Here is a 26,727-nt window from a genome sequence, read left to right as displayed (position 1 = left end):
CGCGATCGAGGCGGTCTGGCGCATCGAGGCGGCGCGGATCATCGCCGCCGTCGCCCGCCTCGTGCGCGACGTCGGCCTGGCCGAGGAGTTCGCGCAGGACGCGCTGGTCGCCGCGCTCGAAAGCTGGTCGGCCCCGGCCGCCGACGCCAGGCCGTCCGCCGCCACCACGCCTGCCGCCGCCAGCGCGCGCGCCGCCGCCGCCGCGCCATCCGGCCTGCCCGCCAACCCCGCCGCCTGGCTCATGACCGCCGCCCGCAACCGCGCGCTCGACCACCTGCGCGCCGCCGCCCTGCACGCGCGCAGGCAGGCCGAACTCGGCGCCGACGCCGACGCGCTCGGCAGCCATCTCGCGCCCGACCCGGCCGACCTGCTCGACGCCGCCCGCGCCGACGACATCGGCGACGACCTGCTGCGGCTCATCTTCACCGCCAGCCATCCGCTGCTCGGCACCGAGGCGCGCGTCGCCCTCGTGCTGCGGCTGCTCGGCGGCCTGAGCACGGCCGAGATCGCGCGTGCCTTCCTCGCGCCCGAGCCGACCATCGCCCAGCGCATCGTGCGCGCGAAGAAGACGCTCGCCGCCGCGCGCCCCGCCTTCGAGCTGCCGCCGCCGGCCGAGCGCGCCGCGCGCCTCGCCTCGGTGCTGGAAGTGATCTACCTCGTCTTCAACGAAGGCTATTCGGCCACCGCCGGCGACGACTGGATGCGCCCCGCGCTCTGCGACGAGGCGCTGCGCCTCGGCCGCGTGCTCGCGGGCCTCATGCCCGCCGAGCCCGAGGTGCACGGCCTCGTCGCGCTCATGGAGATCCAGGCCAGCCGCACGGCCGCGCGCACCGACACCGCCGGCCGCCCGGTGCTGCTGCTCGACCAGGACCGCGCGCGCTGGGACCGGCTGCTCATCCATCGCGGCCTCGCGGCGCTGGCGCGCGCCGAGGCGCTCGGCGGCGCCGACGGCAGCTACGCGCTACAGGCGGCGATCGCGGCCTGCCATGCCCGCGCCGCGCGCGCCACCGATACCGACTGGCCCCGTATCGCCGCGCTCTACGCGCGGCTCGCCCGCGTGGCGCCGGGGCCGGTGGTGGCGCTGAACCGCGCCGTCGCAGTCGGCATGGCCGAGGGACCGGCCGCCGGCCTCGCGCTGGCCGACGCGCTCGCCGCCGATCCGGCGCTCGCGCGCTACCACTGGCTGCCGAGCGTGCGCGCCGACCTGCTCGCGAAGCTCGGCCGCCATGCCGAGGCGCGCGCCGAATTCGAGCGCGCCGCCACGCTCACGCGCAACGCGGTCGAGCAGGCGTTGCTGCGCGAGCGGGCGGCGGCGCTGGGCGCGGCCATCAAGCCCTGACGCGGCGGGCCGCTTCACGTCCGCGCCGGCACGGCCTCCAACGCCTCGCGCGCCGGCACCGCGTCCGACACCACCTTCGCGCCCGTACGGACCATCGGTCCGTTTGCCCGGAGCGCCGGTCGCGGACGTGCGGTTTGTCGGCATGCTCGCTGCATGCTGTCGCGCATTCCAATCAGATCGACAGCCCGCATCCCGACGGTGCGCGGCCGCGCAGGCATCCATGCACGAATCCGACTACGACCGGCTGGTCGGGCTGGCCTACGACACGCTGGACTCCGCCGACGGCTGGCAGACGCTGTTCCGCGAGCTTGACGCCGGCATCGGCCTCGACGCCTGGATGCTGGTGCGCGGCAGCCCGCGCGGCGTCGAGCTGGCGGTCGCCGGCGGCGATTGCACCGGTGCCACCCGCAACCACCAGTACGAAGCCCACTACAGCCGCATCGATCCGCGCGTGCCGCATCTGCTCGACACGCGGCCCGGCGAGGTCATGTCCTGCGTGCGTCATTTCGATGAGCGCTACGTCGGGCGCAGCGAGTTCTTCCAGGACTTCCTGCTGCCGGCCGGCCTGCGTTACATGCTCGGCGGCGAGATCGGGCGCGACGGCGCCACGCGCACCGTCGTGACCGTGCTGCGCGCCCCGGGGCGCGGCCGTTTCGACGAGGCGCAGGAGCGGCTCATGGCCCGGCTCATGCAGCACATGCGGCGCGCGCTCGCGCTCCAGTCCCGGCTCGCGGTCGAGCGCGGCCGGCATTCCGTCGCCGGTCGCGCGCTCGACGCGCTCGGCTGCGCCAGCTTCGCGCTCGACACCGAGGCCCGCGTGCTGGCCTGCGACGGCACGGCCGAGGCGATGCTCGCGGCCGCCAGCCCGGTGCGGCGCGCGGGCGGCCGGCTGGCCTGCGCACTTTCCGCCGACCAGCCGCGCTTCGCCGCCGCGCTGGCCGCCTGCCGCGCGGAACGCCGCCCGGTCGTCATCGCCGTCGGTTGCGCCCATGCGCCCGGGCTGCGCTACAGCCTGAGCTTCCTGCCGAGCGCGAGCATCACGCGCGCCGGCGTCGAGTCGGGGCCGAACGGACTCACCTGCCTCGTCACCCGCCTCGACGACATGCCGCTGGCCGATGTGCGCCATGTGGCGACCGTGCTCGGCCTCACGCCGGCCGAGGCGCGGCTCGCCCATGCGCTGGCCGCCGGCGCCACGCTCGAAGGCCATGCGGCGGCGGCCGGCATCCGCCTGAGCACCGCGCGGTCGCAGTTGCGCGACATCTTCGCCAAGACGGGCGTGACGAAGCAGTCGGCGCTGGTGCGGCTGGTGGCCGCGCTGCCGCCACTGGGGTGATGCCGACGGCGGCCGTGCCGGCGCCGGGACGGGCCCGCCCGGCAAGCCGACCGCCCGGGGCGTCGTCACCCGCCCGTCCTCAGCCGCGCAGCACTTCCGCCCCCGCGCCATCGCCCGGCCGGAAGCCCGGAAACACCGCGTCGAGCTTCGCGTCGGCAAGCCGCAGATGGCGCTCGGCCAGCACCGCCGCCACGTCGCGGAAATCGGTCGTCACCGCGAGGTCGCGCTTCTCGTGCAGACCGGCATCGTCGATGCCGGGCCAGCGGCCGTGCACCTTGCCGCCGGCCACCGGCGCGCCCAGCAGCCACATCACGTTGCCGTGGCCGTGGTCGGTGCCGCGGTTGCCGTTCTCGGCGGCGGTGCGGCCGAATTCCGACATCACCATCACCACCGTGTCCTGCCACACCGGGCCGAGCGCCTCGGGCAGCAGCGCCAGTCCCCTGGCGAGCTGGCCCGAGCGCGTCGCCAGATGGCCGCCGGCCGCGCCCTGCTGGGTGTGGGTGTCCCAGCCGCCCACGGCCAGGAAGCCGAACTGCACGCGCGCGTCCTTGCGCATCATCGTGGCGAGACGGCGGCAGTCCTCGGCGAAGCCGGTCGGCAGCGGCGCGCCGTTGTTGGCGGCGGTCATCTCGCGTTCGAGGTCGGCGGGGTTGTTGAGGTCGAGCACCTCGCGGCGCGCGTCCTGGCCCTTGCGGTAGGCGCGCGCGAGCGGGTCGTCGCCGGCGTAGAGGCGGTCGAAGGCGTCGGCCACGGCGGGCTTGTCGAGCACGCTCGGCGCCACCGCCGCGCGGCCGCTGGCCAGCGTGGCGACCGGCTCGCGGCCGGCCCAGATCTGCGGCAGCACCGCGCCCACGCTCACCGCGCGCACCGGCGCGGCCTGCTGGGCGGCGCTGGCGGGCAGGCCGCCGAGCAGGCGGTTGAGCCAGCCGTCGGGCGTGCTGCGGCGGCCGGGCGTGCCGCTTTCCATGAAGAACTGGGCGTCGAAGTGCGAGCGCGTCTCGTCGGCCGAGCCGCTCGCGTGCACGAAGCCGAGCTGGCCGGCCTGCCACAGCGGCAGCAGCGGTTCGAGCGCCGGATGCAGCCCGAAATGCCCGTCGAGGTCGAGCACGCCGCCGTCCTTGCCGGGCGCGGCGAGCGCGATGCTCGGGCGCCGGCGCGCGTAGTCGGCCTCGCTCCAGGGCACGACGATGTTGAGCCCGTCGATCGCGCCGCGCAGGAACACGACGATGAGGCGCGGCGCGCGGCCGGCGCGCGCGGCATTGCCGTCGGCGGCGGCATCGGCGCCGGCGGCGCCCGCGAGCCCGGCGAGGCCCGAGGCGCCGCCGAGCGGGCCGAGGGCGGCCCAGGCGTCGCGGCCGACGGGCAGGGCGAGGCCGGCGCCGCCGAGGGCGAGGGCCTTGAGCAGTTGTCTGCGGTCCATGCGGTTGTCTCCGGCGCTCAGTGGCGCATGAAGTCGGGGCTGCCGAGCACGAGGGCGGCGCGCAGCTCGGGGCGGGCGTCGGCGACGGCGGCGCGCACGCGCGGCGTGATGGCGTCGCCGAGGGCGGCGAGCAGGCGCTCGGCGTCGAGGGGTTCGGGGCGGCGGGCGCGGGTGCCGGCATCGGCGTCGGCCAGGGCGGCGGCATCGCGGCGGATGACGGCCGCCTGGGCGCGGCCGGGCGCGGGCATGGCCGGCATCGGCGGCTTCATCTCGCCCATCGTGGCGGGCGCCATGTCGGCGGCCCGGGCGCCGGCCTTGGGATCGGGCGCGTCGGGCTCGGGCATGAGCCGGAACGGGGTGTCGATCGGCAGCCGGCCGCTGGCGAGCGTGCTGGCGAAGTTGACGCGCCGGCCGATGGCCTCGGGCGAGAGCCAGGCTTCCTCGGTGTCCTTCCAGCCGTCGGGCGTGGGGCAGCCGTAGAGCGGCTGGGCCATCTGCGTGAGCGTCGCGCGCAGCGGCAGCGTGTCGGTGATGGCCAGCCCCGACACGCGCGCCGCCGTCACCACCTGGCGATAGGGCGTCTTGAACTTGGCGCCGCGCACCTCGGGCGCGCGGAACTCGGCGCTCGTCACGAGCGCGCGCGTCACCTCGCGCAGATCGCCGTCGGTGTCGAGAAAGCGCCGGGCCAGCCGCTCGACCAGCGCCGGCGGCGGCGCGTCGGCCACGAAGCATTGCGCGAGCTTGAAGCCGATGCGCTTCGCCGTGGACGGATGGCGCGCGAGCACGTCCAGCGCGTGCTCGCCCTCGGCTTCGCCGGCCGGCTCGATGGTCTGGCCGAGCCAGGTCTTGCTGCCGTTGTCATGCTGCTTGGCCACGAACTCGAACACCGAGGGCGTGGTGCGGTCGGCGCGGTAGGTCCAGCCGGTGAGCATGCGGGCCAGCTCGGTCACGTCCTTCTGGGTGTAGCCGCCATCGACGCCGAGCGTGTGCAGCTCCATCAGCTCGCGCGCGTAGTTCTCGTTGAGGCCGGTGCGCCCGGCGCTCACCTGCATGCCCGGCGCCACCGACAGCCAGTTGTCGAGATAGAACAGCATGGCCGGATGGCGCGCCGTCGCGCCGAGCATGTCGCGGAAGCGCCCGAGCACGTGCGGGCGGATCGCGGTGCGCTCGTAATGGCCCGACAGCATCTTGATCGGCCCCTTGTCGGCGAAGACGTTGAAGTGGTTGAACCAGAATTCCGTCAGCACCTCTTCGAGCTGGCGCGGGCTGCGCGTGGCGCGCAGCAGCCGGGCCTGGGCGTCTTCCTGGGCCACGCTGCCCATGAGGAAGTGGCGGCGCGCCTTGCCCTCGTCGGTCTTGCCCGCGTACTGGGCCTCGCGGTAGCGCATGAGCAGTTCGTGCTGCGACAGCGTCTGCGTCGGCAGGGCGTCGAGCTCGCGTTGCAGGTCGGCGGGCAGGGCGAGCTTGTCGGGGCGGAGCTGCTCGTCGATCCAGCCGTCGGTGCCGAGGGCGCGCAGGCGCTCGCGGTCGGCCGTCGAGGGGCCGAAGGCGAGGCGCGAGAGCAGATGGGTCTCCTCGCTCATGGCGGGGTTGGCGCCGCCGGCGGACGCGCCGGTGGCCGCGGCGGGCAGACCGGCGAGCGCGGCGGCCGTGTGCGTGGCGAAGGGCGCGGCATTGAACGGGAAGGCGCGCGCCGGCGCGGCAAGCACGACGCCGGCGGCGAGGCCGGTGCCGGCGAGCAGGAAGCGGCGGCGATGCGGGGCGGACGGGGCGAAGGTCACGATGGTGGTCGGTGGGAGTGACGACCGCGACAGGCTAGTCCCGACGGCTTTCGGTGCCACTTAAGGGCGGCTGAAGTGTGTTTCCAGATGCTGTCGCGCCCTGCGGCGTCCGGCTCGTCGCGCCCGCTGCCGTGGCCCGCCGGCTCAGTCGGGGATGTCGGCGGCGCTGGCCGGCTCGGTGATCGTCACGCGGTTGCGCGCGGCGCGAAAGCCGGCCGCCATCTCGTAGGCGGCCTTGCGCACCCGCATGATCGAACCGATCGGCCGGTGCGCCGCGAGCGCATGCCAGGGGTTGAAGGCCATGCCGTCGTCGATGGCGGCGGCGCGCGCCGGGCTCCAGGCCAATTGCGGCGCGAACACGAGCGTCGCCACCGTCACATGCGGACTCAGCTCCTCGGGCCAGACCACGCTCGCGTCCTCGACCGGCATGCGTTCGAGGTCCATGCACAGCTGGGCGCGCAATTCCCACACGCCGCCGTGACGCCGGAAATGCGCCACCACGGCCTCGCGCAGCGCATCGGGATGGCCGTGGGTGTCGATGGGCGCGCCGCGATGCGCGAGCAGCTCGGGCGAGACCGGCGCGACCGAATACTTGGCCATGTAGGGGCCGTGCAGCGTCGGCACCTGGGTATGGAAGGTCTCGCCGAGGATGTGGGTCTCGGGCTGGCCGCCCATCGCGCGCAGCGTGACGCTGTCGCCGCCGGCCTTCTCGATCAGCGCCTCCAGCCCTTGCAGCGCGGCCGAGATGAGCTGCTTGCCGCGCGGCAGGCGGTCGGTGGTCTTCGCGAGCAGCTTGAGGCTGCCGAGGAACTTGCGCGCCGACGGGGCGCTGAACGCCGGGCCGTTGACCATCACGAAATCCTGCGTGGCCTGCTCGCCCGACTCGGGCACGCGCGGCCCCCGCACGCCGAGCACCTTGAGCGCGAGGCCGCGCGGCGTGGAGACGCTGTCGGGCAGCAGGTCGCCGGGCGTGGTGGACAGGCGCATCACCACGTCGTGCCGCGCGCCGGGCCGCGCGAACAGGCCCTGCGCGAGCGGCAGGGGAAGGTCGTCGCGCACGCGCAGTTCGCCGACGAGCAGGCCGTGGCTCTTGGCGTGCACGGCGCGGTGCGCATGGCCCTCGTCGGCGGCGACGCGGCCGGCGATGTCGAGCAGGCCCTCGCGCAGCAGGCGGGCGGTCTCGGCCTCGTCGTCGGGCGCGACTTCGAGCGCCGGCTTGTAAAGGACGGGGTGGAGGTGGACGGCGGTGGACATGGCGGCTCCTGGAGCGGCGCGGTGCGCGCGGCGGCAAGGCCGGCGCGGCGCGCGGGACGGAAGCGGGCAGTGTCGGCGGCCGACGGGAGGCGTCCGGTAGGGGCGCGCGGCGGGTGGATGTCGGTGGCGGGCGGGTGGCAATGTCAGGCCCGGCCCGCGCCGGCCCTTCCTATCGCGCGGCGCAGCCGGCGGCCAGCTCGCGCGTGAGTTCGGCCGCGCCGATCGCGCGGCACAGCGCGGCCGACTGCCCGGCCCAGAGCGGGCTGAAATCGCCGCTGCCGGCGGCCTCGGCCTTCGCGCGCAGCGGCCCCATCGCGGCGGTGGCGAGCGGGAAGGCCGGCGCGTCGGGCGCGATCGGCCCCAGCTCGCGCATCGCGCGGTTGACGATGCCGCGCGCCGGCCGGCCGGTGAACACGTTGGTCAGCGCCGTGTGCGCCGCCGCCGGCGAGGCGAGCGCCGCGCGATGCACGGCCGTGGTGTCGGCCTCGGGGCAGGCCAGATAGGCCGTGCCCACCTGCACCGCCGTCGCGCCGAGCGCGAGCGCCGCCTGCACGCCGCGTGCGTCGGCGATGCCGCCGGCCGCGATCACCGGCAGCCGCACCGCATCGACGATCGCGGGCAGCAGCGCGAACAGGCCGGGCTGGCGCGTGAGGTCGTCGCTCAGGAAGTGGCCGCGATGGCCGCCGGCTTCCAGCCCTTGCGCGATGACGGCGTCGGCGCCGTGCGCCTCCAGCCAGCGCGCTTCATCGACCGTCGTGGCCGACGACAGCACGGTCGCGCCCCAGCCCTTCACGCGCGCGAGCAGGTCGGGCGCGGGCAGGCCGAAATGGAAGCTCACGACCGGCGGCGCGAAGGGCTCGACCAGGTCTGCAAGCGCATGCGTGAAGGGCTGGCGGCCGGGGCCGGAGGGCAGCGTGGCCGGGTCGATGCCGAGTTCCGCGCACAGCGGCGCGAGCCGCGCATGCCAGGCTGCCTCGCGCGCGGCGTCGGTCGCGGGCGGCGCGTGGCAGAAGAAGTTGACGTTGAACGGCCGGCCCGCGTCGCGCAGCAGCGCGAGTTCGGCGGCGAGGCGGGCGGGGTCGAGCGCGGCGGTCGGCAGCGCGCCGAGGCCGCCGGCCTCGCCCACGGCGAGCGTGAGGCGGGCGGCTTGCGAGCCGGCCATCGGCGCCTGGAGGATGGGCAGGGCGGTGCGCGGCAGCGGGCGGGGGTCGGGCATGGCGGAGGCTCCGGTGGCGGGAGCCGGATCATCGCGCCGCGCGCGGCGCCGACGTCATTGCAACCGCGTTGCCCGTGCGTGAACCGCGTGGCGGGCGGCGGATTTTCTGGCCGCCCCGGCATGACGGGTGGCCGGCGTCGTCCCGGCCCGCGTTGCACCGTGCCCGGATGCACGGACGCGGCTGGCGTGGCCGGTGGTGTCGTGGCTGACATGCGCACCGCGGCCGGCCGGGGCGGGCCCGGCGGGGCGAGGCGCGGGCGCGACCCTCGACGCCGGACGGGTGGCGGTCCGGTGCGCGCTGACGTTCACCGGCGTGTGGGCGACGGCCTTGCGCGCCTTCTCGTGCGCGACCTTGTGCGTGGCGGCGCCGGCCGCGCCGGGCAGCGCGATGCCCGCGAGCGCGACGGTGGCGACGAGGGCGGCGAGCAATGTCTTCATTGGGATTCCCGTTCGGAAGGTGGCGTGGCCGGCATGGCCGCGCCCGGGCATGAAGCTCGCCCCGGCCAGCCCACGGAAGCCTTGCGAAACCGCTCGTCCGCGCAGGCCGGCTGCGCTGGCGCAAGCGATGGCGCGCGCCGTCTCAGTCCCGCAGCAGCTGCGGCGCCAGCAGCGCCTCGATCCAGTCCATGAACACCCGCACCCGGCGTGGCAGCTGGCGCCGGTGCGCGTACAGCAGCGTGACCGGCATCGGTGCCGCGCGGTAGCCGGGCAGCACTTCCACCAGCGCGCCGCTGTCGAGATGGCCCTGCATGACCGACGCGGGCGACTGGATGATCCCCAGCCCCGCGAGCGCCGCCGCCGTGTAGGTCTCGGAGCTGTTGACCGACAGCGCGCCCGCCATCGGCACGAAGCGCGTCGCGCCGTCGGCATCGACGTATTCGAAGCCGGGGCTGCGCAGGCCGAAGGCCGGCAGGTAGTGCACGAGCCGGTGGCCGTCGGCGAGGTCGGCGGGCGTGGCGGGCCGGCCGTGACGCGCCACGTACCCGGCGCTCGCCACGTTGACGAGCGGCCAGCGCCCGAGCGGCCGCGCGACCAGGCTCGATTCGTCGAGCGCGCCGACGCGCAGCACGCAGTCGAAGCCCTCGCGCACGAGATCGACGCGGCGGTCGGTACCGCTCAGTTCCACCGCCAGCTCCGGATGCTCGGCGAGGAAGGCGGGCAGCGCCGGCAGCACGAGGTCGCGCGCGACGCCCGAGGGCATGTCCACGCGCAGCCGGCCGTCGAGGCTGGCCGGCTCGGGGCGGAACAGCGCGTCGAGTTCGTCGTAGTCGGCGATCAGGTCGCGGCAGCGCTCGCTGAAGGCGAGGCCGTCCTGCGTGAGCTGCACGCGGCGCGTCGTGCGGTGAAGCAGCCGCGTGCCGAGCCGGGTTTCGAGCCGTTGCACGGCGGCCGAGATGCTGGCCTTGGGCAGGCCGAGACTGGCGGCGGCGTCGGTGAAGCTCGCAAGCTCGGCCACGCGCAGGAAGATGCGCATCGCGTCGATCTGGTCCATGAGAAGGCGGCGATTGTTCGTGATGGCTGGACAGTCTAGCCACGGCAAGCTGGTTTATCGCGCTGAAACCGGCCAATAAAGTGGCCGCCATGCAGTCGCGCGGGCATGCCGGCAGGGGTCGGCGGCGCGACTGGCCCGACCGACAGGAGTCAGACATGGACCGCAAGATCGCTCTCATCACCGGTGGCAGCCGTGGCCTCGGCCGCAACGCCGCGCTCGCCCTCGCCGCCAGGGGCGCGGATGTCGTCATCACCTGGCGCAGCCGCGCCGACGAGGCCGAGGCCGTCGTGCGCGAGATCGAGGCGCATGGCGCGCGCGGCGCCGCGCTGCAACTCGACGTGGCGGACAGCGCCGCCTTCCCGGCCTTCGCGCGGGCGCTGCGCGAGACGCTGGCCGGCAGCTTCGGCCGCGAGCGCTTCGACTGGCTCGTGAACAACGCCGGCATCGGCATCCACGCCGGCTTTGCCGACACCACCGAGGCGCAGTTCGACGAGCTGATGAAGATTCATCTGAAAGCGCCCTTCTTCCTGAGCCAGACGCTGCTGCCGCTGCTCGCCGACGGCGGCCGCATCCTCAACGTGTCGAGCGGGCTGACGCGCTTCTCCTTCCCGGGCTACGCGGCCTATGCGGTGATGAAGGGCGGCGTCGAGGTTATGACCCGCTACATGGCGAAGGAGCTGGGCGGGCGCGGCATCCGCGTGAACACGCTCGCGCCCGGCGCGATCGAGACCGACTTCGGCGGCGGACTGGTGCGCGACAACGCCGAGGTCAACGCCGGCATCGCGGCGCAGACGGCGCTCGGCCGCGTGGGCCTGCCCGACGACATCGGCGGCGCGGTGTGCGCGCTGCTGTCGGACGACGCGGGCTGGATCAACGGCCAGCGGGTGGAGGCGTCGGGCGGCGTGCTGCTGTGAGACGGGGCGCGGTTGGCGGCCGGCGTGCCGCCGACGGCGGCCGGCGCGCATGACGGGCGCGCGCGGCGCGGACTTTCGCCACGCCCGCCGCGCCGCCGGGCATCATGCGCCGATGAAACCCCCCAAGAGATTGCTCTCCGTCATCGAGGAAGGCCTCGTCGATTCCGTCGTGCGCCAGCTCATGAGCGGCAAGGAGGCCACGGTCTACGTCGTGCGCTGCGGCGACGAGACGCGCTGCGCCAAGGTCTACAAGGAAGCCACCGCGCGCAGCTTCCGCCAGGCCGTCGACTACACCGAGAACCGCAAGGTCAAGAACAGCCGCCAGGCGCGCGCGATGGCCAAGGGCACGCGCTTCGGCCGCGAGGCGCGCGAGGAGGCCTGGCAGAACGCCGAGGTCGATGCGCTGTTCCGGCTCGCGTCGGCCGGTGTGCGGGTGCCGAAGCCGCATCTCTTCCACGACGGCGTGCTGCTCATGGAACTCGTCACCGACGCCGAGGGCAACGCGGCGCCGCGCCTGAACGACGTGCAGTTCACGCCCGAGCAGGCGCGCGCCCATCACGCCACGCTCGTGAAGGAGGCGGTGCGCATGCTGTGCGCCGGCGTCGTGCACGGCGACCTGTCGGAATTCAACATCCTGCTGGCCGCCGACGGCCCGGTCATCATCGACCTGCCGCAGGCCGTGGACGCCGCCGGCAACAACCACGCGAAGCGGATGCTGCTGCGCGACGTGGACAACCTGCGCGACTTCTTCGGCCGCTTCGCGCCCGATCTGCTTGCGAGCGACTACGGCAACGAGATCTGGGCGCTGTACGAGCACGGCCATCTCGCGCCCGACACGCCGCTCACCGGCCGCTTCCGCGCCGACCGCCGCCCGGTGAATCTGCGCGAGGTGATGAGCGTGATCGACGACGCGAAGCGCGAGGAGCAGTTGCGCCGCCAGCGCGAGGCCGGCGGCGACTGAGGCCGGTGGCGAGCGCCGCGGGCGGGCGGCGTGGCTGATTCGCCGCCCGCCAGCCCGTCGGCGCGGCTGTCAGCCCGCGCGCCGACGGCGCCACGCGGCGCCCGTCGCCAGCGGCAGGCCGAGCGCGAGCATCAGCAGCGCGTCGGCCTCGGGCACCGGGCTCGTGAAGTTGCTGACGCTGGCCGTGGCCGCGCCCCAGAGGCTGTCGGTCGAGGTCATCGTGAACGCGAAGCTGCTGCCGGCCGCGACGTTGAACGACACGTGGCCGGCCTGCGCATCCCAGCTGCCGTCGGCGCTGAGCTGGTGCGCCGTGCCGTCGAGCACGTAGCCGAACACGTCGTAGCTCGAGCCGGCCGAATCGGCGGTCGCGTAGTTCCAGTCGAAGCTCACCGTGCCCGGCGCGGCAAACACCGTCGAGTAGCTGAAGGTGCTCGGTTCGAGCGGCGCGGCGTCGAAGTCGTCGAAGTTCGACGACACGAGGGTGATGACGCCGGCGGTCTCGCTGGCGCTGCCGTTGCCGCCGTTGCTGTTGCCCGAGGTCCAGGCGGCATTGGCGGCGCCCATGCAGGCGAAGGTGGCGAGGGCGAGTGCGATCTGCTTGAGCTTCATGGCGGTCAGTTCCCGAAGATCTGGTTGACGAAGGGCGAGCCGCCGAGGTCGGCGTCGTCGAAGGCGAACACGAACCACTGGTTCGGATTGGCGCGTCCGCCCGGCGCGGTGGCGAGGAAGTCGTTGTCGTTGCCGACGTAGAGCGTGTGCCTGACCTTGCCGCCGATGACCACGTCCTGGCCGAAGGTCATGCCTTCGAGCTTGGCGGGGATGTCGCGTTCGCCGATGCCGGCGGCGACGAGCTTGGAGAAGATGTCCAGGAAAAGCGTCTTCGGCATCGCGACGGCCTTGAGCGCGGCCTCGCCCTCGAGCTTGCTCACGTCGGTGGCGCCGGTGGTGTCGACCTTGTAGATGCGCTTGACCACGGCCTTGCTGTCGTCGCCGAGGCCCTTGCCGTCGCGTTCGAGCACGAGCAGCTCGTGGTCGTTGAGCGCGAGCAGTTCGCTCGAGTTGTAGGCCTTGGACTTGTCGGCGAGCCAGTTGTCGTAGGCGAACTGCTTCGTCGCGCCGCTGGCGAGGTCGATGCGCACGATGCGGTTCATGCGGCCGCCGTCGCCGCCGTCCTGGATCAGCGGGCTCTGCATGAAGCCCCACAGCACCTTGCCGTCGGGCGAGATGGCGAGACCTTCCATGCCCTTGTTGGCGACCCGGCCGCTGGTGTTGCCGGCGATCTCGGCGGCGCCGGTCGCGGCCTTGCCGGCGATGGCGAGGTTGGCGGGCAGCGTGATGACGCGGCCGCGCCCGCCGCTGGCGCGGTCGAAGGCGTAGACGTAGGGGCCGTATTCGTCGGAGATGTAGACCACGCGGCCGTCGCGCGACAGGCGGATGCCCTCGGGATCGAGGCGCGCGTCGGCGCTGCTGGCCGAGCTGGTGGCGGGGTCGAAGTTGTCGGAGCGGCCGCTGAAGTAGAAGTGCGTGGCGTCGTTCTTCGCCGGCACGGCCGCGTGGCCGCCGACGGTGCCGCCGTACTTGAGCGCGCCGCGGCTGTAGAGCAGCGTGGTGTTCACGAGGCTGGGCGTGAGCGTGAACGGCAGGCCGGTGGCGGCGTCGGCGCGCTGTTCGAGCACGAGGTCGAGTTCGTGGAAGCGCGGGATGTAGCTGGAGGTGTCGTCGAGGCTGCTGTTCCAGCTCGTGGCGTTGGGGCCGCGATCGGGCAGTGCGAGGAAGCGCGTGCCGCCGATCCAGGCGAGCCCCGAGCCGATGCCGCCGAGCAGGTCGCCGCGCACGCCGTTCTCGAGCGTGCCGGTCTGGCCGGAGAAGTCGCTGGCGGTGGCGGACAGCTTGCCGATGGCGATGAGGTCGATGGCCTGCGCCGGGGCGGCGCAGAGCGTGCCGAGCGCGAGCGCGGCGGCGAGGGCGAGGGAAGTCTTGCGCATGGACGGATCCGGAGATGAGGGCGCGGCATGGTGGTCAGCGCGCAAGACAGGGCGATGACGCGCCGCCCGTCGCCGGCGGATGGCGCGTGGCGCGTCCCGCCGGGCGCGCAGCGCCGGGCGTGCGTCGGCGCGGTTCCCCGCCGGCGCGGTTCCCGGTTCCGGATGTAAGCCGGCCAACCGGAGGTAAGCCGGCTCGGCGCGCGGCGGCTGCCGTCGCTGCAATGCGGCGATGCAGCCAACGGAGACGCGCATGAGCATTCTCGACAGCATCCTTTCCGAACTCGGCCTTGCGACGGGCAAGGCGCGCGCGCATGCGCCGACCGGCGCGCTCGGCGATGACGTGCCGGGCGCCGGCGCGGCGGGCGGCGCTCGCGCCGGGCGCGTGGCGTCGGGCATCGACGAGCCTTTTCCGGGCGCCACGGCCGGCGCGCGGGCGCGCAACGAGGCGGTCCATCCTTATCTGCGGCCGGGCCAGGGCGCGACCTCGGCGCACGGCCATCTCGAACCGCCCGACGATTCGCGCGCGGTGCTGCTCGACGCGCCGCTCGATCCGGTGCCGCTCACGCTCGGCGACGCGGCCCAGGTGACGGCGGCGCAGCGCGATGCCGTGCCGCCCGTGGTCGAGCATGACGAGCCGGTGTCCGGCGTCGCCGCCACGCCGCACACGCCGGTGGACGTGGCGGCAAGGCTCGACGCGCTGGCCGCCCACCATGCCGAGCGGCTCGACTGGCGCGGATCGATCGTCGATCTGCTCCGGCTGCTCGGCCTCGACGGCAGCCTCGCGGCGCGCGAGGCGCTGGCCGACGAACTCGGCTGCCCGCCGGCCGAGCGCGAAGATGCGGCGCGGATGAATCTCTGGCTGCATCGCGCCGTGTTCCTGACGCTGGTCGACAACGGCGGGCGGCTGCCGGCCGAGCTGCTGTCCTGAGCGCGGGGCCGCGCCGCGCGCGATGCGCACGACATGCGCGCGGCGTGCGTCGTGCGCGACGCGTGTCTCGTGTGAGTCGTGCGGCGCGCGCCGGTCAGGCCGGCACAGCGGCGGCCGCGCGCGTCACGCCCGCCGCGCCGCCGAGCGCCAGCGCGCGCCCGATGTCGGCCCGCAGCGCGTCGAGCAGCGGACGCGGGTCGGCCGCGAACCAGAAATGGTCGCCCGGCCAGCAGCGATGGCCGAGCCAGTGCCGCGTGTAATAGGCCCAGTGCGACACGCCCTCCTCGGTGACGAGCCGGTCGCCCGCGCCGACGAAGGCCGACAGCGGCATCGGCAGCGTGGGCGCGAGCGGATCGCCGCGCCAGGTCTCGAACAGGCCGAGGTCGGTACGGATCAGCCGCGCCACCGCCCGCCAGTTGGCCTCGTCGTCGAGAAAGCCGGCCGGCGTGCCGCCGAGCGCGGCCAGCTCGCGCCGCAGCGTGGCGTCGTCGTGGCGGTGCAGCGAGCGTTCGCGCGTCTTCTTCGGCGCGCGGTGCGGCGCCTCGAAGCCCGACAGCCCGAGCCAGGCCGGCAGCGGCGCGCCCTCGCGCATGAGGTCGAGCGTGAGCTGGTAGGCGACGAGCGCGCCCATGCTGTGGCCGAAGAAGGCGAAGGGCCGGTCGAGCCGGCCGGCGAGCGTCGGGCGCAGCAGCGCGGCGAGGTCGTTGAGGCTGGGCGGCATCGGCTCGCGGTGCAGCCTGAGTCGCGCCGGATAGGCGATCAGGCAGACCTCCCAGTCGTCGGGCAGCAGCGCTGGCCAGTCGCGGAACAGCATGTGCGAGCCGCCGGCATGGTGGAACAGGAAGAGCCGCAGCCGCGCGTCGGGACGCGGCCGGGGCAGGACGAGATGCGGGCTGGGCGAAGTCATGTTCGGGAGGGGGAAGTGACGCGCCGGCCTTGCAGCGCCAGCAGCCCGAGCGCGATCAGCTCGATGCCCGCGCCGACGAGGCCGAGGCTGGCCGCGCCCCAGTGGCGCAGCGCCAGACCACCGACGAGCGCGCCGCCGGCCATGCCGAGATAGAGCGCGCTGGCATTGAGCGAGAGTGCGGTTGCAAGCGCTTGCGGCGCGAGCCGCGCGAGCCGCGCCTGTTGCAGCGGCGGGAACATCCAGCCGGCGAAGCCGTAGAGCACGAGCGTCGCGAGGGTGGCGATGAAGGTGGTGTCGTTGGCGGGCGGCGCGCCCGCCGCGAGCAGCGCCAGCAGCACGAAGGCCGCCGCCTTGCCGCCGAGGCTGGCGACGGTGGCCAGCCCGGCGCGGCCGCGATCGACCGCGATGCCCGCCACCTTGTTGCCCGCCACGCCCGCAAGGCCGAAGCCGAGCAGCAGCAGGCCGATGCGCGCCGGCAGGCCGGCATCGGCGGCGCCGAGCGCGGCGGCGAGATAGGTATAGACCGCGAAGCTGCCGCCGACGCCCGCGAGCGTGACGGCGAGGGTGGCGAGCACGGCCGGGTCGCGCATCGGCCGCAGCCGGGCGGCGAGGCCGGGCGCGGCCGCGTCGGGCGGCGGCAGGTTGCGGCGGGTGGCGATGCCGGCGGCCGCCGCGAGCGCGGGCAGCAGCGTGAGCGCGAAGGCCGCGCGCCAGCCGGCCGCGGCGGCGAGCGCGCTGGCGAGCGGCACGCCGAGCACGAGCGCGAGCGTCATGCCGCCGTACACGCGGGTGATCGCGCGGCCGCGCGCCGCCGCCGGACTGGCCGCGACCGCGCAAGCGCTCGCGGCCGGGAAATAGCAGGCCGCCGCCAGCGCCAGCAGCAGCCGCGCGCCGAGCAGGCCGGCGAAGCTCCCGGCCAGCACCGCCGCCAGCGCCGCGAGCGCGAAGCCGCCGAGCGCCGCGAGCAGCACCGCGCGCCGGTCGAGCCGCGCCGTCGCCACCGCGAGCAGCGGCGCGCCGATCGCATAGGCGACGCCGTAGCCGGCGGCGAGCCGGCCCGCCTGCGCGAGGTCGAGCCCGAAGTCCGTGGCGATGGCCGGCAGCAGGCCGGGCAGCATGAAGGCTTCGGTACCGACCGCGAGCACGCCCGCGACCAGCCAGCCGAGGCCGGGCGCGGGGCGGGCCGGCAGGGCCGGCGGTGCCGGCGCTGCGATCGCGGCGGTCGTCGCCGCCTCGGCGGCGCGGCAGGCGCGGGCCAGCGGTGTCATGCGGCCGGCGTGTCGTCGTCGGCGCGCGCGTCGGCGACGCTCTGGCCGATCGCCTCGGCCAGCGAGTCGAGCGTCGGATGCTCGTACACGAGCGTCGGCGAAAGCTCGATTCCGAATTCCTCTTCAAGCTCGCCGATGAGCGCGACGGCGGCGCCCGAATCGACGCCGTAGTCGCCGAGGTTGGCGTCGTCGTCGATGTCGTCGTCCTCGGTGTCGGCGGCGCGGGCGACGAAGTGCTTGAGCTTGTCGCGGATGGCGTCCTGCTGGGTCATGGCGGGTCTCCGTTGTGGTGGGTGTTGGCGTGGATCAGGCGGCGAGGCGCGCGGCCTCGGCGAGGGCGCGCAGCAGTTCGCCGGCGGTGGGGAAGGCGGGGGGTGGCCGCGTGGCGTCGGCGGCCGTGGGCGCGTCGTCGGCGCCGGCCCGCGCGCGCCACCAGCGCGCGGCCTCGCGCGCGGCGGGGCCGCAGGCGGGGCTGTCGGGCGCGTCGGGCGCGGGGCGCAGGGCGACGGTTTCGAGGCCCCAGCCGGGCGGCTGCGGGTCGGGGCGGGCGACGAAGGCGGCGTCGGCGGCGGCGAGCCGGGCGCGCAGCGGCGCGGGCAGGCCGGCGTCGGCGGTCCATTGCAGCGCCGAGCCGACGAGCACGAAATCGGCGCCGAGCGCGCGCGCCGCCGCGATGTCGGCCGGCGTGGCGATGCCGCCCGCAAGGCCGAGCGGCAGGCGCGGCAGGCCGGCCGCGACCGCCGCGTCGCGCAACGCCACCAGCGCGGCAAAGCTGCGGTCGGCGCGATCGGCCGGCGCGGTGCGCCAGTCGGAGCAGTCGAGGCAGATCGCGTCGGCGAGCGGCAGGGTGGCGAGCGCGGCGAGGCCGGCGGGCGGCGCGGGCGTGGCGGCAGTCGCGGCAGTCGCGGCGGTGCCGGCGGCGTTCGCCGTCGTTGGCAGGCCCGCCGCCGCCGCGACCAGCGCGGCCGACGGCGGCGCGAGGAAGGCGCGCGCCGAGGCCACGTCGCGCAGCTTCACCAGCACCTGATGCCGGCCCGGCGCGGCGGCGCGGAAGGCGAGCAGCTCGGGCGAGGGCTCGGGCGCGCCGCCGAGTTCGACCGCGTCGATGCCGAGGTCGGCCGCGATGCGCCACAGCGCCGCCTCGCGCTCGGGCGCGCTGCCGTCGCAGACGAGGTTGAGCCCGAGCCGGCCCGGCGCGTCCGGCCCCGCGAGTTCGCGCGCGGCGCGCAGCCGCACCGCGAGCAGCGCCGGCTCGACGCCATCGCTGCCCGCGAAGGCGAGGCAGCCCGCGCCGACCAGGCCGGCGAGCATCCGCGACGGCGCGACATCGCCGCCGAGGCCGCCCGCGACGATGGGGCTGGCGCAGCGCCAGGCCTGCTCGAAGGGGCCGGGAGCGGGCGTGACGGCTTCGGCAATGGCTTCGGCGGCTTCGGCGGCGGGCGGCGCAAGGGGCGTGGCCTCGGACGACGCAACCGTCGAGGCAGCAGGCGCCGGCTCGGCCTTCGCCGCAGCTCCCGCCACCCCGCCTCGCGCCAGCCAGTCCGCGCGGATGTCCGCGACCAGCCGCGTCAGCACCTCGCCCGGCCCGATCTCGATGAACGCCGTCTCGCCCGCCGCGAGCAGCGCCTCGACCGACTCGACCCAGCGCACCGGCGCGTGCAGCTGGCGCGCGAGGTTGGCGGCGATGTCGTCGGCGCCGTAGGCGAGCGCGCTGCAATTGGCGATGACCGGGATGCGCGGCGGCGCGAAGGCTTCGGCCGCGAGCGCGGGCGCGAACCGCGTCGCCACCGGCGCCATCTGGCGCGAATGGAAGGCGCCGCTCACGCGCAGCCGCACGCAGCGCGCGCCGGGCGCGGCGCCCGACTTCACCAGCGTCTCGAAGCGGCCCACGCCCTCGGCGTCGCCGGCGAGCACGAGCTGGCGCGGGCTGTTGTGGTTGGCGAGGTCGAGGTCGATGCCGTGCTCCGCGAGCAGCGCCTCGATGTCGGCGCGCGCCAGGCCGATGACGGCGCACATCGCGCCGCCGGTCACGGCCGACATCAGCTCGCCGCGCCGCTTCACGAGTCGCAGGCCGGTCTCGAAATCGAACACGCCGGCCGCGTGCAGCGCGGCGTACTCGCCGAGGCTGTGGCCGGCCACGCGGTCGGGCGGCGGGCCGCCGCTGTCGAGATGGCGGCGCAGCGCCAGCACGCTCACCGCGTAGAGCGCGGGCTGGGTGTAGCGCGTGTCGTTGAGCTGGCGGCGCGGATCGTCGAGGCAGAGCTCGCGCAGCGACCAGCCGAGGATGGCGTCGGCGCGCGCGACGGCGTCGGGATAGGCGTCGAACAGCTCGGCGCCCATGCCCTTGAACTGCGAGCCCTGGCCGGGGAACAGCAGGGTGGTCATGACAGGGCCTCCTCGGCCTGGGGTTGGCGGGCGGAAATGACGAAGGGCGCGGCGGCCGGGCCGTGCAGCACGAGGGCCTGGGCCGGGATGCCGGCCGGCGCGGCGCCGGCGGCGGTTGCGCCGCGCAGCGCGACGCCCAGCGCCGCGTCGAAGGCGGCGAGGCCGCGCGCGGCGGGCAGCGGCAGCAGGCCGTGGCGGTTGAGGAACAGCTCCTGCTGCAACTCGCTCATCGGCATGCCGCCCTCGGCCCACCAGGGCCAGTCGAAGGCCACGGTGGCGCCATGCCGGCGGCCGGCCGCGACCTCGGCCGCGCGCCAGTGCGCGAAGCCGTCGAGCCAGCCGTTGGCGAAGGCGTAGGCGCCCTGGCCGGCGTTGCCGCGCACGCCGACGACCGAGCCGAACAGCGCGACGAAGTCGAGCCGCAGGCGGGCGCTGGCGCGGTCGAGCGCGAGCGTGCCGGCCAGCTTGGGCGCGAGCACGGCGCGCGCGTCGGCGGCGGGCTGGCGCGCGAAGCGTTCGTCGCGCAGCACGCCGGCCGCGTGGACGATGCCGGCGAGCCGGCCGTGGCGGCGCGCGATGTCGGCGAACAGCGCGGCGAGCGCGCCTTCGTCGGTGATGTCGAGCCTGTGATGGCGCAGCTCGATGCCGGCGTCGGCCAGTTCGCGCAGCAGCGCCGGGTCGGCGGGCGAGCGCGAGCAGGTCTCGATCGCATGGCCGTGGCCGAGCGCGAGATGGCGCGCGAACAGCCGGCCGAGGCCGCCGAGGCCGCCGGTGATGAGCACGGCGCCGCGCGGCGCGGCGCCCGGGTTGGCGGTGCTGTCGTCGGTGTCGGTCGGCGCGGACGTTTCGGTGCCGAGGCTGCCGGCGCGGCCGGCCGGGACGGGCGCGAGCCGCGTGCCCGCGAGGCTGGCCGTCGCCTGCCAGAGGATGCGTTCGCGCCGGCCCGCGCGATGGCGGAGTGCGGTCGGCAGCGCGTGCGGGGGCGGCGCGTCCGGCGCGGCGGCGCAGGCCTGGCCGAGTTCGGCGAGCAGCGCGGGCACGGGCAGTGGCGCGCCGGCGGGCGCGTCGCAGTCGAGCACATGCAGCGCGAGCCGGCCCGATTCCGCCGCGAGCGTGAGGCCGAGGCCGCGCAGCGCGCCCGCGAGCGCCGGATCGGCGCGGGTGACGAGCAGCAGCCGCAGCGGCGGCGCCGAGGCCGGTGCGCCGGCGGTGATCGCCGCGAAGGCGCGCAGCAGGTCGAGCAGGCGGGCGGCGGTGGCGACGCAGCCGGGGCCGTCGGCGGCGGAGGCCTCGGCGGGCGGAGGGGCGTCGCTGGCGGCCGGGCCGAAGGCCAGCGTGTCGATGACGACGGCGGCCGTCGCGCCGGGCGGCAGCGCGGCGGGCAGCGCGACCGTCGTGGGCGAGCGGTCGGGCGCGGGCAGGCCGCCGGCGATCGCCGCCACCTCGCGGCCGACGGCGGCGGACAGCTCGCGGGCGAGGCTGCCGTCGGCGTCGAGCGCGAACAGCCTGAGGTCGGCGGGCAGCGCGGGCGGGTCGGCGGGCGCGGCGGGGCCGGCGTCGGTCCAGACGGGGTGGACGACGGTGGTGGGGGTGGCGGGCGCGTGCATGCCGGGGACGTCGGCGGCGCCGGCGGCTGCGGTTGTCGCGGCGGAGCTGGCCGGGCGGCCGGGCGCGTCATGGGCATCGGGCGCTTCACGGGCGCTGGCACGGCTTGCCACTTCGGGCGCGTGACCGGCCGGTGGCGCGGCGCGCAGAGGCGTGGCGGCGAGGCGCAGTTCCAGTCCGCCGAGGGCGAGCACGAGGTGGCCGGCGGCGTCGAGGCAGTCGATGTCGAAGCACAGGCCGGGGCCGGGCAGGCGGCGCAGTTCGGCTCGCGTCGCGCTGCCGGCGCCCGGTGCCACGCGGGCCGAGTCGAGCCGGAAGGGCTGGGCCGTCGCGCAGCCGGCGGCGGCGAAGGCGTCGGCGAGCGCGGCGACGGGCAGCAGGGTGGGGGCGTCGGTCGATGCGGTCGTGGCGTGTGCGGCGTTGACCGCGCCGGCAGCCGTGGCGTCGCCGAGGGCGACCTCGGCCTGGAACAGCAGCGGGCCGTCGTCGAGGCCGATCTCGATCACGCCGTCGTCGCGGCCGCCGCCCCAGGTGCTGCGCAGGCAGGCGCCGGGCGCGAGATCGACCGGCGCGGCCCAGACCGCGTCGCGCGCGACGAGGCCGGCGCCGCCGCCGAGCCGCTGGCCGAGGCTGAGCGCGGCGTCGAGCAGCAACAGGCCGCGCCGGGCGGCGAGCACGCCGTCGGCCGGCCGGCCGGCGAGCCAGGGCGCGGCGCCGGCCGCGAGCGGGCGGGCGTGGGCGACGGTGTCGAGGTCGGACACGTTGGCGCCGACCAGCGCGGCGAAGGCGGTTTCGGGCGCGGTGGCCGGGAGCAGGCGGCCGCCGCCGCTGGCGCGCGGGATGGCGACGAGGCGCATCGGCGTGCCGGGCAGCGGCAGGCGGTGGCGCGCGCGGCCGGCGTGCAGTCCGGTCCAGTCGATGCGCGGGCGCTTCTCGGCGAGCCAGCGCAGGGCGAGGGCGCGCAGGGCGTCGGTGGTTGCGCTGGCGTCGTGCGCGGGGCCGTCGGTCGAAGTTGCGCGCGCTTCGTGCGTGCCGGCGGCGCCGGCCTTGCGGCGCGGGCTGCCGGTGGCGAGCCAGGCGCCGTCGAGGTCGAGGCCGCCCGCGTGGGCGTCGGCGCGGTTGCCGGTGCCCCCGGCGATGGCCGCGAGCGCGGCGACGAGGCCGGCGCGATCGGCGGTGACGATGGCGAGGCGCTCGTCGAAGGTCTGGCGGCCGGTCTGGAGCGTCCAGGCGATGTCGTGCAGCGCGGCGCGCGCGCCGAGGCCGGTCGCGTCCGGCAGGCGGCGCGCGAGGCTGGCGCCGAGGCGCGGCGTGGCGGCGAGGCGGGTCGCGCGGCGGGCGAGGGCGTCGGCGGCGTCGGCGAGGCAGGTGGCGCCGCCGAGGTCGGCGAGGCGCGGCGGCAGGGCGGCGGTGGCCGGGCCGGTGGCGGTGCCGGCCATGGCGGCGCCCGCGACCGGGCCGTCGGCGCCGGCGTCGCCGAGGCCGGCGAGCAGCCTGGCCATGCGCGACGGGCTCAGGCCGAGGGCGCCGAAGGGCAGGGTCGCATCGATGGCGTCGGGCGTGAGGCCGGCGAGCCGGGCGGTGCCGGCGCGCAGCGCGTCGAGCAGCCGGCCGCGTTCGGCGGCGGTGCTGCCGCTGCCGGGCGCGAGCCAGTCGAGCAGGGCGCGCGCGGCGTCGCGCAGGCGCTCGGCATCGGGCGCGGACAGGACGATGAGCGCGGGGCCGTCGTCGGGCGTCGTGGCCTGGCCGGATTGCGCCGGCGCTGGCGTTGACGTGCCATCGGGCGTGGCTGTCGCCAACGCGGGCCGGGCGCGGGCGTCGTCGCCGGGCGCTTCTTCCAGCACCACATGCGCATTCACGCCGCCGAAGCCGAAGGAGCTGACGCCCGCGCGCAGCGGAAGCCGCATTCCGTCGGCATCTTCGGGCGCGATCCAGTCGCGCGCCCCGGTCAGCAGCTCGAAGGGCGAGCCGGCCAAGTCGATGTGCGGATTGGTGCGGCGGTGGTGCAGGTTGCCGGGCAGGCGGCGCGCCTGCATTGCAAACACGAGCTTGAACAGCCCTGCCATGCCGGCGGCGGCTTCGAGGTGGCCGATGCTGCTCTTGACCGCGCCGAGCGCGCAGCGCGCCCGGTCGCTCGCGCCGAGCTGGCGCCAGGCGGCCTTGAGCGCGTTGATCTCGATCGGGTCGCCGAGCGCGGTGCCGGTGCCGTGGGCCTCGACCACGCTGATCGAATCCACCGGCACGCCGGCGCGCTCGACCGCCTCGGCCACGAGCGCCGTCTGCGCGCGCGGATTGGGCGCGGTGAGCGAGTTGGCGCGCCCGCCGTGGTTCTCGGCGCTGCCACGGATGATGGCGTGGATCACGTCGCCGTCTGCAAGCGCTTGCGCGAGCGGCTTGAGCAGTACGCAGCCCCAGCCTTCCGAGCGCACATAGCCGTTGGCGGCGGCGTCGAAGGTCTGGCAGCGGCCGTCGGGGCTGAGCATGCCGGCCTTCGCGTACTGGATCGTCATCTCCGGTTCGAGCAGCAGGTTGATCGCGCCGGCGAGGCAGAGTTCGACCTCGCCCGCGCGCAGCGCCATCACCGCGCGGTGCAGCGCGACGAGCGAGCTGGAGCAGGCGGTGTCGATCGTCTCGCTCGGGCCGCGCAGGTCGAGCGTGTAGGAGATGCGGTTGGCGAGCATCGTCTGGTGCGTGCCCGAGGCCTGGTGCGGTTCGCGCGCGCGGCCGGGCTGCTCGATGTTGGCCTTCCAGTCGCTGCCGCTCGCGCCCACGAACACGCCCACGCGGCGTCCGGCGAGCGCGGCCGGCGCGATGCCGGCGTTCTCGATCGCTTCCCAGGCGGCGGTGAGCATGAGGCGCTGCTGCGGGTCCATCGACGCGGCCTCGCGCGGCGAGATGCCGAAGAAGGCGGCGTCGAAGCCATCGACCAGCGGCGTGAAGCCGCCCCAGCGCGAGCGGGTGCGGTTGCCGTCGCCGAGCGGGTCGCCGTCGAAGTCGCGCCAGTCCCAGCGGTCGGCCGGCACTTCGGTGACGAGGTCGTCGCCCGCGAGCAGGTGTGACCAGTAGGCGGCGAGGTCGAGCGAGCCGGGCATGGCGCCGGCCATGCCGATGATGGCGATGGCGCTGGACGCAACGGCCGGGGCCGGCGCGGCGCGGTGGTCGTCGCGGGGTGCGTCGCCGTTCATGCGACCGCTCCGGCGGCGTCGAGCGCGGCGAGCCGGCCGGCGAGGGCGGCGGCGGCGTAGTCGTTGCGGTAGCGCGCGGCATGGCGGTCGAGCGCGCCGGTGTCGGCCGAGGCGAGCAGCGGCGCGCCGAGGTGGAGCGCGACGAAGGGCTCGGCGCCGACGAGCAGGAAGTCGGGTTCGAGCGCGCGGGCCAGGCCGGCGAGCGCGGCCACGTCGGCGAGCTGGTCGTCGAGCAGGCCGAGCAGCAGCGCGCCGCTCGCGCGCAGGCGTTCGATGGCGCGCAGCAGGTGCGTGGGCGTGCCGGCGCCGCGTCGCGCCGCGTCGAGCACGAGCAGCAGCGGCCCGGCCGGCGTGGCGCGCGCGAGCAGGATTTCGAGCGCGGCTTCGTGATGCGGATCGAGCCGCTCGCCGGCGCCGGCCTCGGGCGTGAGGCGCAGCACGCCGGCATGGCGCGCGAGGCCGGCGAGCGCGGGCAGCGCGGCCTCGGCCAGCGCGAGCGCCGGGAAGGCGAGCGCGCGGCCCCGGCCGCCGAGGCGGGCGAGGCGGGCGCGGCAGTCGGTCCAGGCGGGATCGGTGTCGGCGGTGGCCGGGGCGGCGACGATGGTCGGCGCGGCGGCGAAGGTGGCGGCCGGCGCGCTGCGCGCGGCGCTCGCGAGCGCGTCCTCGGCGTCGAGCCGCGCCTCGATCTCGGCCCACAGCGCCTGCACTTCGCGGCGGCGCGACGCGGTGGCGGGCACGGTGGCCGTGGGGGCGACGGGCTGGGACGTGGCGGCGGTGGTCATGGCGGGCTGGCTGGCGGAGAGCGGGGGCTGGAGCGCGACGGGCGCGATGGCCGGCGCGACGGTGACGGGCGACGTGGTGACGGCAGGCGTGGCGGCGACCGGCGCGGCAACGGCCGGAACCACCGGAACCACCGGCATGACGGCCGTCGGCGCGGCGGCGAGCGACGGCGTGGCGGCAACGGCCGCCGCCAGCCCGAGCTGCGTCCGCAGCTCGGCGCCATGCGCGCCCGCGAGATGGCGCGCGAGGTCGGCGAGGTTGTCGAACTCGAACAGCACGGTCGAGGGCACGTCGAGGGCGAAGCGCTCGTTGAAGCGGCCCATCAGGTCGGTCGCGCCGACCGAGTCGAGTCCCAGCTCCACCAGCGGACGCGCGGCGGGCACTTCGGCGAGGGCGAGCTTGAGCACATCGGCCGTCAGTTCGGCGAGCACGCCGCAGAGCGCGGCGACGAGCGCGTCGGCGCCTGCGGTCGCGGCGGTGGCGCCGGCCGCCGGGCCGTTCATGCCGCCGGCCGGCGCGGCTTCCGCCGCCTTGAGCTGAAGAAGCATTTCCAGCGCCTCTTGCGCGCTGAGGTCGGCGCGCGGCGCGCCGTCGAGGACGAAGTCGTTCATGGCGATCGTTCCGTGTGAAGGCGGCTCAGGCGGCCGAGAGCTTGGAGGCGAGGAAGTTGACCGTGGCGAGGTACTTCCACAGGTCGAACTCGTGGGCGTGGCGCTCGGTGCGCATGTAGCGGTCCTGGCCCAGGTCCAGCTCGTTCCAGCGCAGCTTGAGTTCCTTCAGCACGCGCCAGCCGCGCGACTGGCGCTCGCGCGCCTTGAAGTAGCCGTCGATGAAGCGCGCCGTGGTGTTGGCCACGTTGCCGTAGCCCGAGGGCGCGTTGAGGTAGCCGAAGAACAGCAGGTTGTCGTGCCTGGGCGGGACCATGTGCAGGAAGATCCCCGACAGCCCGCGCGTCCAGTCCACGATCGACTTGTCCATGAAGGGCAGCGACACCTCGAAGCCCGTCGCATGCACGACGATGTCGATCTCCTCGCTGCTGCCGTCGCTGAAATGCACCCGCCCGCCGTCGAAGCGCGCCACATCGGGCTTGGGCAGCACGTCGCCATGCCCCACGTGATAGAGCAGCAGCGAATTCATGATCGGATGCGCCTGGTCGATGTCGTGGTCGGGCTGCGGCAGGCCGTAGGCCGTGCCGTCATAGCCGGCGAGGCGGATCGTGGCCTTCACATGCGCCCAGTAGGCTTCGGGCGTGTCGAAGCGCTTGGCCTCCGACATGAGCCAGTCCTGCGTCGGCCGGCTGTCGATGAACTTGGGCAGGTAGTGATAGCCGCGCCGCGTCGAATGGAAGGCGGCGCTCGCGTTCTGGCCCGCGTCCACCGCGATGTCGCAGCCCGAGTTGCCGCCGCCGATCACCAGCACGCGCTTGCCGCGAAAGATCGTGGCCGTCTTGTAGTCGCCCGAATGCAGCTGCTGGCCGGTGAATTCGCCGGGGTAGGCGATGCGGCGTGGCTTGCGCAGCAGGCCGTTGCACACGACCACGTCGCGATACAGCCGGCTGCTGCCGTCCGACAGTCGCAGACGCCAGCCGTCGGCGCCGTCCCAGGCGCCGGGCGCGGCCTCCATGTGCTCGACGCCGAGGCCGAAATGCGCATGGCGGCCGAGGTCGTGATGCGCCGCGACCTGGCGCAGGTACTGCCAGAACAGCGAATGACGCGGATAGGCCGGCCAGCTGCTGTCCATCGGCAGATCGGAGAACTGGGTGTTGGTGCGCGAGCTGATGAGGTGAGTCGATTCGTACATCTTCGACGACGGCCCGGACGGCAGCCAGTTGCCGCCGAAGTCCTGCGCCGAATCGACGATGTCGAAACCGATGCCGGCGCGCTTGAGCGTCTTGCCCACGGTGATGCCGGAGGCGCCGGCGCCGATGATGCAGACGGGTGCGTTCTGGTTCATGTGTCTTCCTCTCCCTGATGG

General features: G+C 75.5%; 20 protein-coding genes. 5 read left to right on the top strand and 15 right to left on the bottom strand.

All coding sequences use genetic code 11. The features are described 5' to 3' along the window. Nucleotides 1-4: 4 nt before the first annotated feature. Nucleotides 5-1,339, top strand: a complete 1,335-nt coding sequence (locus H566_RS0114295; protein WP_028311967.1) for an RNA polymerase sigma factor — start codon at nt 5-7, stop codon at nt 1,337-1,339. A gap of 220 nt (nt 1,340-1,559) precedes the next feature. Then, a complete protein-coding gene (locus tag H566_RS0114290) occupies nt 1,560-2,672 on the top strand; it encodes a helix-turn-helix transcriptional regulator (RefSeq protein ID WP_028311966.1) in 1,113 nt (370 codons plus the stop codon). 79 nt (nt 2,673-2,751) lie between these two features. Here H566_RS0114290 and H566_RS0114285 read toward each other — a convergent pair whose 3' ends face one another. The 6 genes from H566_RS0114285 to H566_RS0114260 form a co-directional block, all read right to left on the bottom strand. Further along, a complete protein-coding gene (locus H566_RS0114285) occupies nt 2,752-4,092 on the bottom strand; it encodes a DUF1501 domain-containing protein (RefSeq protein ID WP_028311965.1) in 1,341 nt (446 codons plus the stop codon). A 17-nt stretch (nt 4,093-4,109) separates the two neighbouring features. Continuing rightward, entirely contained in the window at nt 4,110-5,873 is a 1,764-nt protein-coding gene (locus tag H566_RS0114280; RefSeq protein ID WP_051378787.1) for a DUF1800 domain-containing protein, read from the bottom strand. Nucleotides 5,874-6,017: 144 nt separating this feature from the next. After that, nucleotides 6,018-7,127, bottom strand: a complete 1,110-nt coding sequence (locus H566_RS0114275; protein ID WP_028311963.1) for a catalase family protein — start codon at nt 7,125-7,127, stop codon at nt 6,018-6,020. Between the two features lie 169 nt (nt 7,128-7,296). Continuing rightward, entirely contained in the window at nt 7,297-8,343 is a 1,047-nt protein-coding gene (locus tag H566_RS0114270; RefSeq protein WP_028311962.1) for an NAD(P)H-dependent flavin oxidoreductase, read from the bottom strand. A gap of 54 nt (nt 8,344-8,397) precedes the next feature. Continuing rightward, a complete protein-coding gene (locus H566_RS0114265; RefSeq protein WP_028311961.1) occupies nt 8,398-8,781 on the bottom strand; it encodes a hypothetical protein in 384 nt (127 codons plus the stop codon). A 142-nt stretch (nt 8,782-8,923) separates the two neighbouring features. After that, nucleotides 8,924-9,835 carry a LysR family transcriptional regulator gene (locus H566_RS0114260; protein ID WP_028311960.1) on the bottom strand — a complete coding sequence of 304 codons (912 nt, stop codon included), beginning with the start codon at nt 9,833-9,835 and terminating at the stop codon, nt 8,924-8,926. Nucleotides 9,836-9,990: 155 nt separating this feature from the next. Here H566_RS0114260 and H566_RS0114255 point away from each other — a divergent pair, with 155 nt between their 5' ends. Then, the gene (locus H566_RS0114255) at nt 9,991-10,749 is read left to right on the top strand and encodes an SDR family NAD(P)-dependent oxidoreductase (RefSeq protein WP_028311959.1); all 759 of its coding nucleotides are present in this window, start codon (nt 9,991-9,993) and stop codon (nt 10,747-10,749) included. Between the two features lie 112 nt (nt 10,750-10,861). Further along, nucleotides 10,862-11,710: a PA4780 family RIO1-like protein kinase gene (locus H566_RS0114250; protein WP_028311958.1), complete on the top strand. Its 849-nt coding sequence runs from the start codon at nt 10,862-10,864 to the stop codon at nt 11,708-11,710. A 69-nt stretch (nt 11,711-11,779) separates the two neighbouring features. Here H566_RS0114250 and H566_RS27555 read toward each other — a convergent pair whose 3' ends face one another. Both H566_RS27555 and H566_RS0114240 read right to left on the bottom strand, forming a co-directional pair. Continuing rightward, on the bottom strand, nt 11,780-12,319 hold the full coding sequence (locus tag H566_RS27555; protein ID WP_051378786.1) for a hypothetical protein: 540 nt from the start codon (nt 12,317-12,319) through the stop codon (nt 11,780-11,782). Nucleotides 12,320-12,324: 5 nt separating this feature from the next. After that, complete coding sequence (locus tag H566_RS0114240; RefSeq protein WP_028311957.1) at nt 12,325-13,695, bottom strand: esterase-like activity of phytase family protein; 1,371 nt, start codon at nt 13,693-13,695, stop codon at nt 12,325-12,327. 250 nt (nt 13,696-13,945) lie between these two features. On the opposite strand from H566_RS0114240, the gene H566_RS30105 reads away from it, so the two are divergent. Then, nucleotides 13,946-14,623, top strand: coding sequence for a DUF3597 family protein (locus H566_RS30105; RefSeq protein WP_051378785.1), 678 nt, complete (start codon nt 13,946-13,948; stop codon nt 14,621-14,623). A 94-nt stretch (nt 14,624-14,717) separates the two neighbouring features. Here H566_RS30105 and H566_RS25250 read toward each other — a convergent pair whose 3' ends face one another. From H566_RS25250 to H566_RS0114200, 7 genes are read right to left on the bottom strand one after another with little or no spacing between them, the layout of a single operon-like run. Beyond that, nucleotides 14,718-15,530 (bottom strand): thioesterase II family protein, encoded by an 813-nt coding sequence (locus tag H566_RS25250; protein WP_051378784.1) that lies wholly within the window; start codon nt 15,528-15,530, stop codon nt 14,718-14,720. After that, nucleotides 15,527-16,798 carry an MFS transporter gene (locus H566_RS0114225; protein WP_051378783.1) on the bottom strand — a complete coding sequence of 424 codons (1,272 nt, stop codon included), beginning with the start codon at nt 16,796-16,798 and terminating at the stop codon, nt 15,527-15,529. The genes H566_RS25250 and H566_RS0114225 overlap by 4 nt, the downstream gene beginning before the upstream one ends. Further along, nucleotides 16,795-17,070 carry an acyl carrier protein gene (locus H566_RS25245; RefSeq protein WP_051378782.1) on the bottom strand — a complete coding sequence of 92 codons (276 nt, stop codon included), beginning with the start codon at nt 17,068-17,070 and terminating at the stop codon, nt 16,795-16,797. Before H566_RS25245 ends, H566_RS0114225 begins: the two co-directional genes overlap by 4 nt. Before the next feature lie 34 nt (nt 17,071-17,104). After that, nucleotides 17,105-19,183, bottom strand: coding sequence for an ACP S-malonyltransferase (fabD, locus tag H566_RS25240; RefSeq protein ID WP_051378781.1), 2,079 nt, complete (start codon nt 19,181-19,183; stop codon nt 17,105-17,107). Next, nucleotides 19,180-23,973 (bottom strand): SDR family NAD(P)-dependent oxidoreductase, encoded by a 4,794-nt coding sequence (locus H566_RS30400; protein WP_051378780.1) that lies wholly within the window; start codon nt 23,971-23,973, stop codon nt 19,180-19,182. The genes fabD and H566_RS30400 overlap by 4 nt, the downstream gene beginning before the upstream one ends. After that, on the bottom strand, nt 23,970-25,364 hold the full coding sequence (locus tag H566_RS30395) for an acyl carrier protein (protein WP_028311955.1): 1,395 nt from the start codon (nt 25,362-25,364) through the stop codon (nt 23,970-23,972). Before H566_RS30395 ends, H566_RS30400 begins: the two co-directional genes overlap by 4 nt. A 25-nt stretch (nt 25,365-25,389) precedes the next feature. Next, nucleotides 25,390-26,706, bottom strand: coding sequence for a flavin-containing monooxygenase (locus tag H566_RS0114200; RefSeq protein ID WP_028311954.1), 1,317 nt, complete (start codon nt 26,704-26,706; stop codon nt 25,390-25,392). Nucleotides 26,707-26,727: the final 21 nt, after the last annotated feature.

Source organism: Derxia gummosa DSM 723, from assembly GCF_000482785.1.
Taxonomy (GTDB): domain Bacteria; phylum Pseudomonadota; class Gammaproteobacteria; order Burkholderiales; family Burkholderiaceae_E; genus Derxia; species Derxia gummosa.
The sequence above is the reverse complement of the archived record's forward strand: the minus strand, read 5'-3'. Positions and strand labels throughout refer to the sequence as shown.

Bases quoted from the DNA above. Each gene is read 5' to 3' on its own strand.
- H566_RS0114285 (WP_028311965.1), bottom strand. From the start codon at position 4,092: ATGGACCGCAGACAACTGCTCAAGGCCCTCGCCCTCGGCGGCGCCGGC.
- H566_RS30105 (WP_051378785.1), top strand. From the start codon at position 13,946: ATGAGCATTCTCGACAGCATCCTTTCCGAACTCGGCCTTGCGACGGGC.
- H566_RS0114225 (WP_051378783.1), bottom strand. From the start codon at position 16,798: ATGACACCGCTGGCCCGCGCCTGCCGCGCCGCCGAGGCGGCGACGACC.
- H566_RS25250 (WP_051378784.1), bottom strand. From the start codon at position 15,530: ATGACTTCGCCCAGCCCGCATCTCGTCCTGCCCCGGCCGCGTCCCGAC.
- H566_RS0114240 (WP_028311957.1), bottom strand. From the start codon at position 13,695: ATGCGCAAGACTTCCCTCGCCCTCGCCGCCGCGCTCGCGCTCGGCACG.
- H566_RS0114200 (WP_028311954.1), bottom strand. From the start codon at position 26,706: ATGAACCAGAACGCACCCGTCTGCATCATCGGCGCCGGCGCCTCCGGC.
- fabD (WP_051378781.1), bottom strand. From the start codon at position 19,183: ATGACCACCCTGCTGTTCCCCGGCCAGGGCTCGCAGTTCAAGGGCATG.
- H566_RS0114250 (WP_028311958.1), top strand. From the start codon at position 10,862: ATGAAACCCCCCAAGAGATTGCTCTCCGTCATCGAGGAAGGCCTCGTC.
- H566_RS30395 (WP_028311955.1), bottom strand. From the start codon at position 25,364: ATGAACGACTTCGTCCTCGACGGCGCGCCGCGCGCCGACCTCAGCGCG.
- H566_RS0114255 (WP_028311959.1), top strand. From the start codon at position 9,991: ATGGACCGCAAGATCGCTCTCATCACCGGTGGCAGCCGTGGCCTCGGC.
- H566_RS30400 (WP_051378780.1), bottom strand. From the start codon at position 23,973: ATGAACGGCGACGCACCCCGCGACGACCACCGCGCCGCGCCGGCCCCG.
- H566_RS27555 (WP_051378786.1), bottom strand. From the start codon at position 12,319: ATGAAGCTCAAGCAGATCGCACTCGCCCTCGCCACCTTCGCCTGCATG.
- H566_RS25245 (WP_051378782.1), bottom strand. From the start codon at position 17,070: ATGACCCAGCAGGACGCCATCCGCGACAAGCTCAAGCACTTCGTCGCC.
- H566_RS0114260 (WP_028311960.1), bottom strand. From the start codon at position 9,835: ATGGACCAGATCGACGCGATGCGCATCTTCCTGCGCGTGGCCGAGCTT.
- H566_RS0114275 (WP_028311963.1), bottom strand. From the start codon at position 7,127: ATGTCCACCGCCGTCCACCTCCACCCCGTCCTTTACAAGCCGGCGCTC.
- H566_RS0114290 (WP_028311966.1), top strand. From the start codon at position 1,560: ATGCACGAATCCGACTACGACCGGCTGGTCGGGCTGGCCTACGACACG.
- H566_RS0114265 (WP_028311961.1), bottom strand. From the start codon at position 8,781: ATGAAGACATTGCTCGCCGCCCTCGTCGCCACCGTCGCGCTCGCGGGC.
- H566_RS0114270 (WP_028311962.1), bottom strand. From the start codon at position 8,343: ATGCCCGACCCCCGCCCGCTGCCGCGCACCGCCCTGCCCATCCTCCAG.